Genomic DNA, 14439 nt, shown 5'->3' with positions numbered 1-14439 from the left:
AAAAGGTATTCCGTTTTTAAATAGGAAACCAAAACACAACAGAACAATTTCGGAGAGTAATGATGAAAAGCTCCAAAAAACAGACAGGAATTTTGACCGCCACAATTGGATTGCTTGCATTCGCTGTTTCTGCGGGTGTACAGGCCAAAACATTGGTGTATTGCTCTGAAGGTTCACCTGAAGGATTTAACCCTCAGTTATTTACCTCTGGAACAACCTATGACGCAAGTTCAGTGCCTATTTATAACCGTTTAGTTGAATTTAAACTGGGTACAACAGAAATTATTCCGGGCTTAGCTGAAAGCTGGGATGTGAGCGATGATGGAAAAGTGTATACCTTCCATTTGCGTAAAGGGGTGAATTGGCATAGTAGTAAGACCTTTAAGCCTACCCGTGAATTTAATGCGGATGACGTGATGTACACGTTTATGCGTCAAATGGACCCACAACATCCTTACCATAAAGTTTCTGGCGGAAGTTATGAATACTTCTCAGGAATGGATATGAACAACATGATCGAGAAGATCGAGAAAGTTGATGATCATACCGTTCGTTTTGTTCTAACTCGTTCAGAAGCCCCTTTTATTGCTGATATGGCGATGGACTTTGCATCCATATTATCTGCTGAATATGCGGATAATATGATGAAAGCAGGTACACCTGAGAAAGTAGATCTCGAGCCTATCGGTACAGGGCCTTTTCAATTACAGCAATATCAAAAAGATTCTCGTATTCTTTATAAAGCCAATGACCAATATTGGGGTAAAAAACCAGATATTGACCGTTTAGTCTTCTCTATTACACCTGATGCCTCTGTACGATATGCAAAACTGCAAAAAGGTGAGTGTCAGGTAATGCCTTTCCCAAATCCTGCTGATATTGAGAAGATGAAACAAAATAGCGATATCAATTTGTTAGAACAACCCGGTTTAAATGTGGGTTATATCTCGTTTAACGTCGAGAAAAAACCACTGGATAACCAAAAAGTTCGCCAAGCATTAAGTATGGCTGTGAATAAAGACGCCATTATTGAAGCGGTTTATCAAGGTGCTGGCCAGAAAGCGAAAAATCTTATTCCACCAACAATGTGGGGTTATAACGATGATATCGTCGATTATGAATATAATCCTGAAAAAGCTAAAGCACTGCTAAAAGAAGCGGGCCTTGCTGATGGCTTTACCATCGATTTATGGGCAATGCCAGTACAACGTCCTTATAATCCAAATGCACGTCGTATGGCTGAAATGGTACAAGCGGATTGGGAAAAAATTGGCGTTAAAACCAAAATAGTAAGTTACGAGTGGGGTGAATATCTCAAACGTGCTAAATCCGGTGAACACCAAGCGGTTATGATGGGTTGGACAGGCGATAACGGGGATCCAGATAACTTCTTCGCTACGCTATTTAGTTGTGCAGCAAAAGAGCAAGGTTCGAACTATTCAAAATGGTGCTATAAGCCATTTGAAGATCTGATCCAACCAGCACGGATCACCGCCGATCACGACAAACGTGTTGAACTCTACAAACAAGCTCAAGTTGTGATGCATGATCAAGCACCTGCTCTAATTATTGCTCACTCGACTGTTTATGAACCAGTGAGTAAAAAAGTAGAAAACTACGTGGTTGATCCATTAGGCAAACATCACTTCGAGAATGTCTCTCTTAAATAAGAGCAATACCTAATTGTTGGGTTGCTTTAAGTACGGTGTCTTTCTTGATGAAAGACACCGCTATTCAATAATAACGAATACATTCAGTACACTGTGAGCGCAGAGGACTTTCCTCTGATTTATCAGCGCTATCTTTTAGCTGATGTTTGAAAAGAGAATTAGGATATGCTGCAATTTATCCTTCAACGTTTGGGACTTGTGATCCCTACGTTTATCGGAATTACATTACTGACGTTTATTTTCGTTCATCTTATTCCCGGTGATCCGGTCATGATTATGGCGGGTGAGCGTGGACTTTCTCCAGAACGACATGCTTATTTAATGGCAGAATTAGGCTTGGATAAGCCGTTATGGCAACAATACCTCAATTACCTAAATGGTATTTTTCATGGTGATTTGGGTATTTCGTTAAAAAGCCGCATTCCCGTCTGGGATGAATTTTTACCACGTTTTAAAGCCACTTTAGAACTTGGCGTTTGTGCCATGATCTTCGCGGTTTCAGTCGGTATTCCCGTAGGTGTTTTAGCTGCGGTAAAACGTGGCTCTATCTTTGATCATACTGCGATTAGTGTGTCATTAGCCGGTTATTCTATGCCCATCTTCTGGTGGGGGATCATGTTAATCATGTTAGTGTCTGTAAAATTAGACCTAACCCCTGTTTCTGGCCGCCTCGCTGATAGTGTCTTTTTAGATGATAGTAATCCTCTTACCGGATTTATGCTAATTGATACCTTTATTTGGGGTGAAGAAGGGGATTTTATTGATGCTATCCATCACATTATTTTACCTGCCATTGTATTAGGAACCATTCCTTTAGCTGTGATAGTGCGTATGACGCGTTCTTCAATGCTTGAAGTATTAGGTGAAGATTATATTCGTACTGCTAGAGCAAAAGGCTTAAGTCGTGCTCGCGTTATTCTTATCCACGCACTACGCAATGCGATGTTACCTGTTGTCACTGTAATTGGATTACAAGTTGGGACAATGCTGGCTGGCGCAATCTTAACAGAAACCATCTTCTCATGGCCGGGATTAGGGCGCTGGTTAATTGATGCCTTACAACGACGAGATTACCCCGTAGTTCAAGGTGGTGTGCTGTTAATTGCAACGATGATTATTTTTGTCAATCTGTTGGTTGATGTTCTTTATGGCATTGTGAATCCACGTATTCGCCATAAAAAATAAGGAATGCATAATGACTGAAAATAAAGTTACACCGGTCATCAATGCACCGGCTCCCATGACACCCTTCCAAGAATTTTGGCACTATTTTAAACAAAATAAGGGCGCAGTTGTTGGATTAATTTATATCGTGATTATGTTGCTGATTGCGCTATTTGCAGGCTTTCTTGCACCTCATGCACCGAATGAGCAATTTCGTGATTTCTTATTAGCGCCTCCTGTTTGGCAAGAAGGGGGAAGTTGGCAATTTATTCTAGGTACTGATGATGTTGGCAGGGATATTCTTTCTCGCTTAATGTTTGGTGCTCGCCTTTCGTTATTAGTTGGCTGTATCGTTGTCGTACTATCACTTATTTTAGGAATTATTCTAGGACTGGTGGCGGGTTATTTCGGTGGACTTGTGGATATCGGCATTATGCGAGTGGTCGATATTATGCTGGCATTACCCAGTTTATTATTAGCATTAGTGTTGGTAGCCATCTTTGGGCCTTCTATTGTTAATGCGTCTATTGCATTAACTTTTGTCGCCTTACCGCATTATGTCCGATTAACACGAGCTGCTGTTTTGATTGAAGTAAACCGTGACTATGTTATTGCGTCTCGCGTTGCTGGTGCAGGTTCACTGCGTCAAATGTTTATCAATATCTTACCTAACTGCCTTGCACCTTTAATTGTTCAAGCCTCTCTCGGTTTTTCTAATGCAATCTTAGATATGGCGGCATTGGGCTTTTTAGGCATGGGTGCGCAACCACCAACACCTGAATGGGGAACCATGTTATCTGATGTGTTGCAGTTTACACAAAGTGCATGGTGGGTTGTGACGTTTCCTGGTTTGGCGATTTTGTTTACCGTATTAGCCTTTAACTTAATGGGTGATGGTTTACGAGATGCGCTTGATCCGAAATTAAAGCAGTAACGGAGTAAGAACATGGCATTACTAAATATTAATCAACTATCTGTTCACTTTGGTGATGAAGATACTCCGTTTAAAGCGGTAGACCGAATTAGCTATCAAGTTGAAGAAGGGCAAGTGGTCGGTATTGTAGGGGAATCAGGTTCAGGTAAATCAGTCAGCTCATTAGCGATTATGGGGCTTATTGATTTCCCTGGGCGAGTGAGTGCACAAGAGCTCTATTTTGATGGTAGAGATCTGATGAAAATTTCTGAATCAGAGCGACGCAATTTAGTTGGTGCTGATGTTGCGATGATTTTCCAAGATCCGATGACAAGCTTGAATCCTTGCTTTACGGTTGGCTATCAAATTATGGAGGCGTTAAAAGTACATCAGGGAGGAAGTCGTAAAACACGTAAGCAGCGTGCTATCGACCTCTTAACGCTGGTGGGTATTCCTGATCCAGCTTCTCGCTTAGATATCTATCCACACCAGCTTTCGGGGGGAATGAGTCAGCGTGTTATGATCGCAATGGCAATCGCTTGTCGCCCTAAATTATTGATTGCTGATGAACCGACTACGGCACTGGATGTGACTATTCAGGCTCAAATTATAGAGCTTTTGCTTGATTTACAAAAACAAGAAAATATGGCGTTAGTGTTGATCACCCATGATCTAGCATTAGTGGCAGAAGCTGCCGACACCATTATTGTGATGTATGCGGGGCAAGTGGTGGAATCCGGAAAAGCATCAGAAATTTTTAAAGCGCCTCGCCATCCTTATACACAAGCATTATTAAGAGCACTTCCGGAGTTCGCGAGTAATAAAGCGCGATTAGCATCGTTATCGGGCGTTGTACCGGGACGCTATGATCGACCAACAGGTTGTTTACTCAATCCACGTTGTCCTTATGCTCATGATGAATGCTATAAAACTGAACCTGCTTTAAGAGAATTGGGAACACATCGCGTGAAATGCCATACACCGTTAGATAATACAGGGAGACCTACTCATGGTTGAAGTTAATCCAAATGTCACTACTCCCTTATTAAAGGCGGTCAATTTAGCCAAGTATTACAGCGTAAAAGGCGGGCTGTTTTCAAAAGAGAGAACAGTGAAAGCGCTTGATGGTGTCTCTTTTGAATTAGAGCGCGGTAAAACATTGGCGGTTGTTGGTGAATCAGGTTGTGGAAAATCGACATTAGGTCGATTATTAACCATGATTGAAATTCCTACTTCAGGAGAGCTTTCTTACCGTGGGCAAAATCTGTTGATCAAAGATAAATCAGCAGAGAAATTGCGCCGCCAAAAGATCCAAATTGTATTTCAAAATCCTTATGGATCATTAAACCCGCGTAAAAAAGTAGGGCAAATTTTAGAAGAGCCTTTATTGATCAATACAACATTGAATGCCTCTGAACGTAAAGAGAAAGTATTATCAATGATGGCTAAAGTGGGATTAAAGACAGAGCATTATAGTCGATACCCACATATGTTTTCTGGTGGTCAACGTCAGCGTATTGCTATTGCTCGTGGTTTGATGCTTGATCCAGACATTGTGGTAGCGGATGAGCCTGTTTCTGCACTGGATGTATCAGTTCGTGCTCAAGTACTGAATTTGATGATGGATCTGCAACAAGATATGGGACTTTCTTATGTTTTTATTTCTCATGATCTGTCGGTTGTTGAGCATATTGCAGATGAAGTTATTGTAATGTATTTAGGACGTTGTGTTGAAAAAGGAACAAAAGCTCAAATTTTTGAAAATCCGCAACATCCTTATACGCAGGCATTGTTATCAGCAACCCCAAGATTGACGCCTGAATTAAGACGAGAGCGTATTAAATTAACGGGAGAATTACCAAGCCCGTTAAATCCACCACCAGGTTGTGCTTTTGCAGCTCGTTGCCGTCGTGCATTTGGGCCATGCAGTCAATTACAGCCAACTTTAAAAGATTATAATGGCCAACTTATTGCTTGTTTTGCGGTGGAGCAAGATAGCGTGATAGTTTAAATAAAATAAATTTATCTCATTAAATAAGAACAATATACTTATTTATATTGTTCTTATTTTTTTCATTAATAATGTTTAATAAATTTTAACTAAATAATCTAATAATAATCTTATAAATATAAAATATTATATTTATGTGAGCTTTTAAAATGTAAACCTCAATGATATTAAAGGGAAATAATGTTTTTTATTAAGAAGTACATTACGCTTAGTATTGTATTCTAACTTTAAAATAAGGGGTTTTCAGAGTTTAATTTTATATACTTTGGTATTTTTTAGTGAATTGTATCTTTTTATTAAAATAAAGTAGATTAGTTGTAAGTAATAAGAAGAGAGTAAGGTTTTATTTTTATTTTACTATTTTTATCTTATAACTATACTCAAATAATAATTATTATATATTTATCTACTTCCATTTTAATGGATAAGCGCTTTTTATAATGTTATTTTCTTTATTGAGAGTGATACATAATCGAAAAAATACAGTATAATCCCCTTTGTTCAAGCATGGTTACCGGAAATAGCAACGATGAAACCTCATCTTAAACATTCATTAACAATAAAACAGATGGCCGCTGTTGCGGGCGTTACGTTGGTGACTATTGCTATTTTTATCAGTATTCAACTTGTTTATTTGATTGATCAACGCCGCGAAGATTATCAAAATCAGCTTTTTAATGCCGGTGTCAGTATTCAGCAACCACTCGCTGATGCATTGTTACGATCAGATTTGAATGATGCTAAACAACAAATAGTTGCACTAAAAGCGACGGGTATTTTGGGTAAAGCGATTGTTATGCAACCTGAAAATGTGCAAGTGATGAATTTAGATTTTGCACCTAAGAAAGAAGTCTCTGAATTCTCAAGTTGGCTTTTTGGTATTCCCGTTGAAGCTGTTATTCCTTTACAGCCTTTAGGTATTACTTCAACAGATGATAAGTCCTATGGTGGTCATCTCATTTTACAGGCTGACACAAATCGTTTTTATCGTTTTACCAGTAATACTGTTGCATTAATGCTAACAACATATCTGTTGATGGGGCTTATTCTAACGGTTGCTATTAGTTGGTGTATTAATCGTATTGTTGTAAAACCGTTACGCCAAATTGCCGTCACTCTCAATAAAGATAGCCAAGTTTCAGCGTTATCTTGTCCAAAATCACATTGTGATGATGAGATTGGTTTGCTGGTTAAAGGATATAATCATCAAAAATCTGATCAAAAATTGCCGAAGGTCTGAACCTTCTTACGCCATAATGAGTCTAATCACTATAGTGATTTTATTTCATGTTTCTGTGGTGATAAAGAATGATAATACAAAAAATAGATATCCAACATCTAACATGTCTTTTGGCACTTATTGTTAAACCTCATAAGTGGTTTAATACCAAGGATTAATACAATAGAGGTTCACATGCAGGGTGTAATGACACGAATTTTATTGGGAAGCGTTATGTTTGGCGCTGTTGTTTGCCAAGTTCAAGCGGAGGCTTTACAGCCTGATCCTGCTTGGCAAGAAGGGCGACTAGCAAATGGCTTTCAGTGGCAAATCTTACAAACACCGCAACGCCCAAATGATAGAATACAGATCCGTTTATTAGTTAATACGGGATCTTTGTCAGAAAAAAGCAGTGAAACGGGTTTTTCATCCTTAGTGTCCAAACTCAACGTTTTGGAAAATACAGGTTTAACACCAGAAAAACGCGATAATTTATGGAAAAATGCGTTAGATCCTGACTATCCGTTGCCTCCAATGATCGTTTCATATGATTTTACTGTTTATAATTTAAGTTTACCGAACAACCAGCCTGAGTTGTTAAAGGATGCTTTTGCATTGTTAGCAGGTATTGCTAAACCCGCACAATATACTGAAGATGCGGTTCGTAACGCAGTTCAATCGCCACTTCCGATTGCAACGTTTCCTCTTAACATTGAAGATCCTATCTGGCGTTCACGTCTTGAAGGCTCTAATTTAAAAGGCCGCAATCCGGGAAAACCTGTTAATCAATCTGTAAATACTAAAGAGTTGTCAGATTATCAGCAGCGTTGGTATACCCCGGATATGATGACGCTTTATGTTGCAGGTAATGTTGATAATCGATTATTGACTGAAAGTATTAATCAAGCCTTTTCATCGCTATCAGGAAAGCGTGTAACACCCGTTCCAGTACCTGTCCTTGCCGATATGAAACCTGAAACGTTATATGTGCAAGAGCCTATGCGTGTAAAAGACCAAATTGCTTTAATTTGGGATTTAGACTGGTCGCCAGTAAAAGACTCTGACACGTTAAACAAATATTGGTTAAGTGATTTAGCTCGTGAAGTGATTTTTGTGCATTTAGGTCGTAGCCTTGAACAACGTAAGGAAAAAGACAGCACTCAGATTAACATTGATTGCCGAGTACAATATCAACGTGCAAGTTGTTCTTTAAATCTTGATACTGTCACAGCGCATATTCCTGCATTAGCATCATGGGTGGGAGAAGAATTGGGTCGCTTGCGTAATCAAGGCATCAGCGATGAGTTATACCAAGAGTTGCAACAAGAGAAACAGCTGCAGTTAACTCAGTTGTTTGCACGTTATGCAAAAACCAGCACAGCGATTTTAATTAATCAGCGTCTGTTATCACAACAAAGCAATATTATTGATATTCCACCTGAACAATATCAACGTTTACGCCAAGCATTTTTAGCGGGTTTAACAAAAGAGACATTAAATCAGGAACTTTCAAGAATTCTATCTGAAGATATTACTTTTGTATTAACACAAAGTGGTGAAACGCCAACCGTAAATTTAGGTGAATTACGTATTCAATTTGAAAAGCAAGTTCATCCAGAAACGGCAAATACACCTGCACCTGCTGTAACAACGTCAGTGGTAACAACAGCGAAATAGTAATAGAACAGAAATAGACAGATATTGAAAAAATATCCGCGATAAAATAAACAAAAAGCTAAAAGTGTTATTGATACATTTTTGGCTTTTTGTTTTTTTGATATTAAAGGCGTTTAAATGCTTCTTTAATAATGGTAATCAAATCTTCACGGTTATTTCTTTGAGTTATAAAACCTGCAATAGCAATCTTTTTTTCAGGTAAGTAGTAAGCTGCTGAGCCCCAATAACCAAGGTGATAGTAAAGTGTGCCTAGGTCAGTTTCTTCGGCCATTAGACCTAAACGATAATTTGTCGCACCTGTATGTGAACCTTGCCATTTCATCTCTTTTAAGGTTGATGGATGCAAGTAAACTCTATCTTCGAAGAGATCAGCTGTAAATTTAGCTAACTCAAGGGTTGTCATCACAAGCCCGCCACCGCCAAAAGCATCCATTGATGCATCAATATGAGTACCTTCATGCTCACCTGCAAATTGTCTAGCTCGTACTTTAGGATGCTTAGGTTGTTGTTCTAAACCCTCCCACCACGTTTGTGGTAAATCTAAGTCTTGAAAATGCAATAATTCACGAACGGCGGTGGCCATATTTTTTCTCATAAACTTAGAAAGGATGTCACCTAACAAAATGTATCCAGTATCTGAATAAATGAAGCGTTTTCCGGCTGGAATAATGGGAAAGCCTTGTTGAGCATAGTGTGCTATTTGCTCTTCTCGTGTCCATTTATGAGAGGGATCTTTAATCACTTCTTCAAAGTAAGCTTCATTTGCATGGTCGAGTAATCCACTGCTATGGCTTAATAAATGGCGTAGTGTAATGGTTTTAAGATCATAGCCTAGCTCTAATAATGTCTGTTGATAATTCGCACTTAAATATTTAGTTATATCATCATCAAGGGATAAAGCATCCTGCTCCCATAAACGTAAAAAAGCAGCGGCGAGAAAGGTTTTCGTATTACTAGCGATGCGAAATGGGGTATCTACAGTTAATTTTTTTTGGGTACTTTCGTCAGCAAATCCGTGAGCCATACCAAAAGGGTATTGAATGCCTGCACCTGTAATATAGATAGCGCTTGCTGAAGGTAAAGCATGAAAAGCATCAGTCATTGATTTAACCATAGTTACTTCCTTATCTGTCAGGAAAATAAATCAGCAAAAAGGGTGTACTTGACACCCTTTATTTATATTGCAGAAATTTTTTATTTACTTTTTGTTGCTGCTCGTAATTCTGTTACTGTTTTACCGCCTATTCCCCAGTTATCTGTTTCAACTTCATCAATTACTACAACGGTAGTTGCTGGATTTTTGCCTAAGACATCAACCAAAAGTTGTGTTGCTCCCGCAATGAGTTGCTCTTTTTGCTCAGCGGTTGCACCTTCGCGTGTAATTTTAATATTAACGTATGGCATTGTTTTTCCTTATTACGTTATTTATAGGCGGTTAATGTAGGGAATTAACCATATAGTTTTATCATAAAGTTAAGATGTTGATTGCGTTTCAACCAACTGTTCTTTGCGCATATTTGGGCCATCAGTGGCGATCCAAGCGGCACAAAAGAGTGTTAATCGGGCAAAAAAGTAGAAGAAAGCCATCAAACCTATCACTGAACCAAATGCAGCACCTGAAGGTGAGCTTGCTATTCTTGGTAGCATCCATGTCATAACGGATTTTAAAATTTCAAAACCAATGGCAGCGATAAGCGTGCCTTTCATAAGTGAAATTCGTTTGGGTTGATGGCGAGGTAAGATCCACAATATCCATAAAAATAGTAAATAGTTTGCAGTAATGGAAATAGTTAAACCTATTGTTGTCCATACTGGCGTTAGCCATTCAATACCGTCTAATCCCAATATATGAACAATCATTCTTTGGGCCGAACCCGCTACAGATGTGAGTGTAATAGTGAAAATTAACGCAAAAAGTAAGCCAATTAGCGCTAAAAAGTCACGAAAATAGCGGAAATAGATTTTCTCTTGCTCTTCTTTGTTTCTTTCCCATACGGGGCGTGATTGCGCCAAAATAGCTTGGCGTAAATTACCCACCCAATTAACACCAGAATAAAGAGCAATCGCTAAACCGGTTAAACCAACGGTTGTACGCTGGCGAACTGCGGTATCAATACTTTGTTGGACCGTAGATGCAAGTGTTGGATCGTCAATGCTATTTGCGACACCTGTGATTAATTTAGCGAGCAAATCGGGATTTGAGGCTAAAACAAAACCGGCACAGGCAAAGGAAAGCATTAATACAGGGATTAATGATAAAAATGAGAAATAAGTGATAGCAGCACCAAACTGATTTCCCATTCTGTCAGTAAAGCGCTCTGCGGCACGAATAAGATGTGCAATAAAAGGAATATTGGTAATGAAATGACTAATTTTTATCCCAATACCGATGGCTTTTTTTCCACCATGTAATCCTTTTTCCAGCCCTTTCTTGAGTGGCTGAGTCAGTTGAGTTTTTTCGTTCTCTGTTTTGGGTTGTTGCTCTTCTGACATATATCCTCTTTAATTAGATCAGTCCATTTTTAATAAATTAGTGGCATTACTATAATTTCTACTCAAAAATAGCATAGCTTAATTTCTATTACACACCTTATGCTTCTTATCATTAGCCACTATTTTAAGCGATCTATTTGTTTGTTCTGGCTTAAGTGTAGATGATGCTCTGCCAAAAGGTGTCGGTAATCTTGTACTTAATAAAAGATAAAAAACCAATACAGCAATTCTGATATTAAGTTTGGTTTAATAAGAGAATGGCTACTCACTTATTGTTTTATTCTGTGTTTCACAGTCAAATAAGGAGTAGGCATTAATTACTGATGATAACTACTTTGTCAGTAGATTTAATTCTTCTTCAATAGCTTTTAATTCTGCTTTTTCTTCAGCTAGCTTTCTTTCTTGTTTAGCAATTTTATCTGCATCACCCTTAAGTTGTGCTTCTTTTAATTCGAGCTCGCGCTCTTTGATATCAAGTTGTTTTTCACGTAATTCAAGGCGCGTGTTTTCAACCACTCTTTCTGGTGTGCAATAGCGCTCAACATTTTGTAATGCTCGCTCTAAGCCTTGGATACGGTATTGATTACCGTGTGCTTTCGCATATTCCATCTGTTTTTGGATATTTTGTTTTTTAATCTCGCAGCCATTTATTGAGGTGTTGGCATACGCACTGCTAATGGAGAGTGTTAATGCAATTGCGGTAAAGAGTACTTTTTTCATTTTAATATCCTATTTAAACTTAAGTGAAATATGGACTTATCATAACGGTTGGGTACTAAGACACAACGTTTCTTTCGCTTTCAATGAAGAAGTTCGGCTTTTTCTGATACACTGAGTTCAATCACTATTTCAGAGTAAATTAATTACTAAGCTATACTTATTTCTAACGGAAGATAAAGAATGCTGAGCTATCGCCATAGTTTCCATGCTGGCAACCACGCCGATGTTTTAAAACATATTGTTCAAACACTGATCATTGAGTCTTTAAAAGAGAAAGAGAAACCTTTCCTTTATCTTGATACTCATGCTGGCGCTGGACGTTATCAATTAACCAATGCTCATGCGACTCGTACCGGTGAATATTTAGAAGGGATTGCGCGTTTATGGCAGCAAGAAGAAGTGCCAGAGCTTATTTTGCCTTACCTTGAAGCGGTTGGAGAATTAAACGCAAATGGGGAACTGCGTTATTATCCGGGATCACCTCTGTTAGCGGGTAAATTACTAAGAGAACAAGATTCTTTAATGCTAACAGAATTACATCCGACAGATTTTCCTTTATTACGCACAGAATTTTCTCGTGATGAGCGAGCTAGAGTTTCTCGTGAAGATGGTTTTGGCCAATTAAAATCTAAGTTACCTCCACCAAGTCGGCGTGGATTCGCATTAATTGATCCACCTTATGAACTTAAACAAGACTATTCTGCCGTTGTTAAAGGTATTGTTGAAGGTCATAAGCGATTTGCGACGGGAACTTATGCGATTTGGTATCCCGTGGTTCATCGTCAGCAAATCAAACGCATGTTAAAAGAGCTTGAAGCAACAGGGATCCGTAAAATTTTACAAATTGAATTAGCAGTGAAACCCGATAGTGATCAACTCGGGATGACGGCATCAGGCATGATTGTGATTAATCCACCTTGGAAATTAGAATCACAAATGAAATCAATACTTCCTTGGTTACATAAAACCTTAGTTCCTGAGGGTATTGGGCATACATTAGTTGAGTGGGTTGTACCAGAATAAGTATCTTTATTATTGTTTTTGTCTATTACTGTAAAAGCTAAAATCTGACGAGCTATGTTTTAAATTTTGTCATAATAGATATCATGATATGAAAGGCTTAGACTGTGAGTTACCTATTTTTCTACAGATAAATGGATCAGATAAATGACGAGCAAACATTACGATTACATCGCCATCGGTGGCGGTAGTGGCGGTATCGCGTCAATTAATAGAGCAGCAATGTATGGACAAAAATGTGCATTAATTGAAGCGAAAGCATTAGGTGGCACTTGTGTTAACGTGGGCTGTGTACCTAAAAAAGTGATGTGGCATGCGGCGCAAATTGCTGAAGCTATTCATCAATATGGCCCTGATTATGGTTTTGACACTACGGTGAACCGTTTTGATTGGGATACACTCATCAGTAGCCGTTCTGCTTATATTGACCGAATTCATCAATCTTATGACCGTGTCTTAGGTAATAACAAAGTTGATGTTATCCAAGGTTTTGCTCGTTTTGTTGATGCCAATACTATTGAAGTCAATGGTGAAAAGATCACAGCGGATAATATTCTAATTGCAACAGGTGGTCGTCCTGTTCAGCCTAATATTCCAGGTGCTGAATATGGTATTAATTCTGATGGTTTCTTTGAATTAAAAGCTTTACCAAAACGTGTTGCTGTTGTTGGTGCTGGTTATATCGCTGTTGAACTTGCTGGTGTGTTAAATGCTTTAGGTAGTGAAACTCATTTATTTGTGCGTAAACATGCGCCACTGCGTAATTTTGACCCATTAATTGTTGAAACACTGTTAGAAGTGATGGAAACCGAAGGGCCTAAGTTACACACACATGCCATTCCTAAAGCTGTGATTAAAAATGCCGACGGAAGTTTAACGCTACAACTGGAAAATGGTACAGAACAGATTGTTGATACCTTAATCTGGGCGATTGGTCGTGAACCTGCAACAGATAATTTGAATCTGGCAGTAACGGGTGTTGAGTTAAATGAAAAAGGTTATATCAAAGTCGATAAATTCCAAAACACCAATGTAAAAGGAATTTATGCGGTTGGCGATAATACTGGTGCGGTTGAATTAACGCCAGTTGCTGTTGCCGCAGGGCGTCGGTTATCCGAGCGTTTATTTAACAACAAACCTAACGAACATTTAGACTATTCAAATATTCCAACCGTTGTATTTAGCCATCCTGCTATTGGTACTGTTGGTTTAACAGAGCCTCAAGCGATTGAGCAATATGGTGCTGATCAAGTTAAAGTGTATAAATCGTCTTTCACCGCAATGTATAGTGCCGTGACTCGTCATCGTCAACCATGCCGTATGAAGTTAGTTTGTGTTGGTGCCGATGAAAAAATTGTTGGTATTCATGGTATTGGGTTTGGCATGGATGAAATGCTACAAGGTTTTGCTGTGGCTCTGAAAATGGGGGCAACGAAAAAAGACTTTGATGATACTGTGGCAATCCACCCTACAGCGGCAGAAGAATTTGTTACGATGAGATAAGCACGTAATACGGCTTACTTTGATATTAATATGCAAAAGCTAGAGTTTA

General features: G+C 38.7%; 13 protein-coding genes. 9 read left to right on the top strand and 4 right to left on the bottom strand.

The window, feature by feature from the left end; all coding sequences use genetic code 11:
• Positions 1-62 precede the first annotated feature (62 nt).
• The 7 genes from dppA to CUB63_RS10475 all read left to right on the top strand — a co-directional run bounded on the left by dppA (position 63) and on the right by CUB63_RS10475 (position 8654).
• Positions 63-1670, top strand: coding sequence for a dipeptide ABC transporter periplasmic-binding protein DppA (dppA, locus tag CUB63_RS10505; RefSeq protein WP_109847996.1), 1608 nt, complete (start codon positions 63-65; stop codon positions 1668-1670).
• Positions 1671-1835: 165 nt separating this feature from the next.
• Positions 1836-2855, top strand: a complete 1020-nt coding sequence (gene dppB / locus CUB63_RS10500) for a dipeptide ABC transporter permease DppB (RefSeq protein WP_072064823.1) — start codon at positions 1836-1838, stop codon at positions 2853-2855.
• Positions 2856-2865: 10 nt separating this feature from the next.
• Positions 2866-3768 (top strand): dipeptide ABC transporter permease DppC, encoded by a 903-nt coding sequence (gene dppC, locus CUB63_RS10495; RefSeq protein ID WP_006534626.1) that lies wholly within the window; start codon positions 2866-2868, stop codon positions 3766-3768.
• 12 nt (positions 3769-3780) lie between these two features.
• Entirely contained in the window at positions 3781-4764 is a 984-nt protein-coding gene (gene dppD, locus CUB63_RS10490) for a dipeptide ABC transporter ATP-binding protein (RefSeq protein ID WP_072064818.1), read from the top strand.
• Positions 4757-5758: a dipeptide ABC transporter ATP-binding subunit DppF gene (dppF, locus tag CUB63_RS10485; RefSeq protein ID WP_072064816.1), complete on the top strand. Its 1002-nt coding sequence runs from the start codon at positions 4757-4759 to the stop codon at positions 5756-5758. The genes dppD and dppF overlap by 8 nt, the downstream gene beginning before the upstream one ends.
• Before the next feature lie 529 nt (positions 5759-6287).
• Entirely contained in the window at positions 6288-6998 is a 711-nt protein-coding gene (locus CUB63_RS10480; RefSeq protein WP_109399098.1) for a HAMP domain-containing protein, read from the top strand.
• Positions 6999-7172: 174 nt separating this feature from the next.
• A complete protein-coding gene (locus CUB63_RS10475; RefSeq protein WP_006534631.1) occupies positions 7173-8654 on the top strand; it encodes an insulinase family protein in 1482 nt (493 codons plus the stop codon).
• Positions 8655-8757: 103 nt separating this feature from the next.
• On the opposite strand, the gene CUB63_RS10470 is transcribed toward CUB63_RS10475, so the two are convergent.
• The 4 genes from CUB63_RS10470 to CUB63_RS10455 form a co-directional block, all read right to left on the bottom strand.
• The gene (locus tag CUB63_RS10470; protein ID WP_109847995.1) at positions 8758-9768 is read right to left on the bottom strand and encodes a serine hydrolase domain-containing protein; all 1011 of its coding nucleotides are present in this window, start codon (positions 9766-9768) and stop codon (positions 8758-8760) included.
• Positions 9769-9848: 80 nt separating this feature from the next.
• Positions 9849-10058, bottom strand: coding sequence for a 2-hydroxymuconate tautomerase family protein (locus CUB63_RS10465; RefSeq protein WP_006534633.1), 210 nt, complete (start codon positions 10056-10058; stop codon positions 9849-9851).
• Positions 10059-10127: 69 nt separating this feature from the next.
• Complete coding sequence (gene yhjD / locus CUB63_RS10460) at positions 10128-11147, bottom strand: inner membrane protein YhjD (RefSeq protein ID WP_109399095.1); 1020 nt, start codon at positions 11145-11147, stop codon at positions 10128-10130.
• A gap of 330 nt (positions 11148-11477) precedes the next feature.
• A complete protein-coding gene (locus CUB63_RS10455; protein ID WP_006534635.1) occupies positions 11478-11867 on the bottom strand; it encodes a DUF1090 domain-containing protein in 390 nt (129 codons plus the stop codon).
• A gap of 180 nt (positions 11868-12047) precedes the next feature.
• Between CUB63_RS10455 and CUB63_RS10450 the strand changes: the two genes are divergently transcribed.
• Together CUB63_RS10450 and gorA are read left to right on the top strand one after the other, a co-directional pair.
• Complete coding sequence (locus CUB63_RS10450) at positions 12048-12890, top strand: 23S rRNA (adenine(2030)-N(6))-methyltransferase RlmJ (protein ID WP_006534636.1); 843 nt, start codon at positions 12048-12050, stop codon at positions 12888-12890.
• A 144-nt stretch (positions 12891-13034) separates the two neighbouring features.
• Positions 13035-14390 (top strand): glutathione-disulfide reductase, encoded by a 1356-nt coding sequence (gorA, locus tag CUB63_RS10445; RefSeq protein ID WP_072064809.1) that lies wholly within the window; start codon positions 13035-13037, stop codon positions 14388-14390.
• Positions 14391-14439 lie beyond the last annotated feature (49 nt).

Source organism: Proteus penneri, assembly GCF_003144535.1.
GTDB lineage: Bacteria > Pseudomonadota > Gammaproteobacteria > Enterobacterales > Enterobacteriaceae > Proteus > Proteus penneri.
The sequence above is the reverse complement of the archived record's forward strand: the minus strand, read 5'-3'. Positions and strand labels throughout refer to the sequence as shown.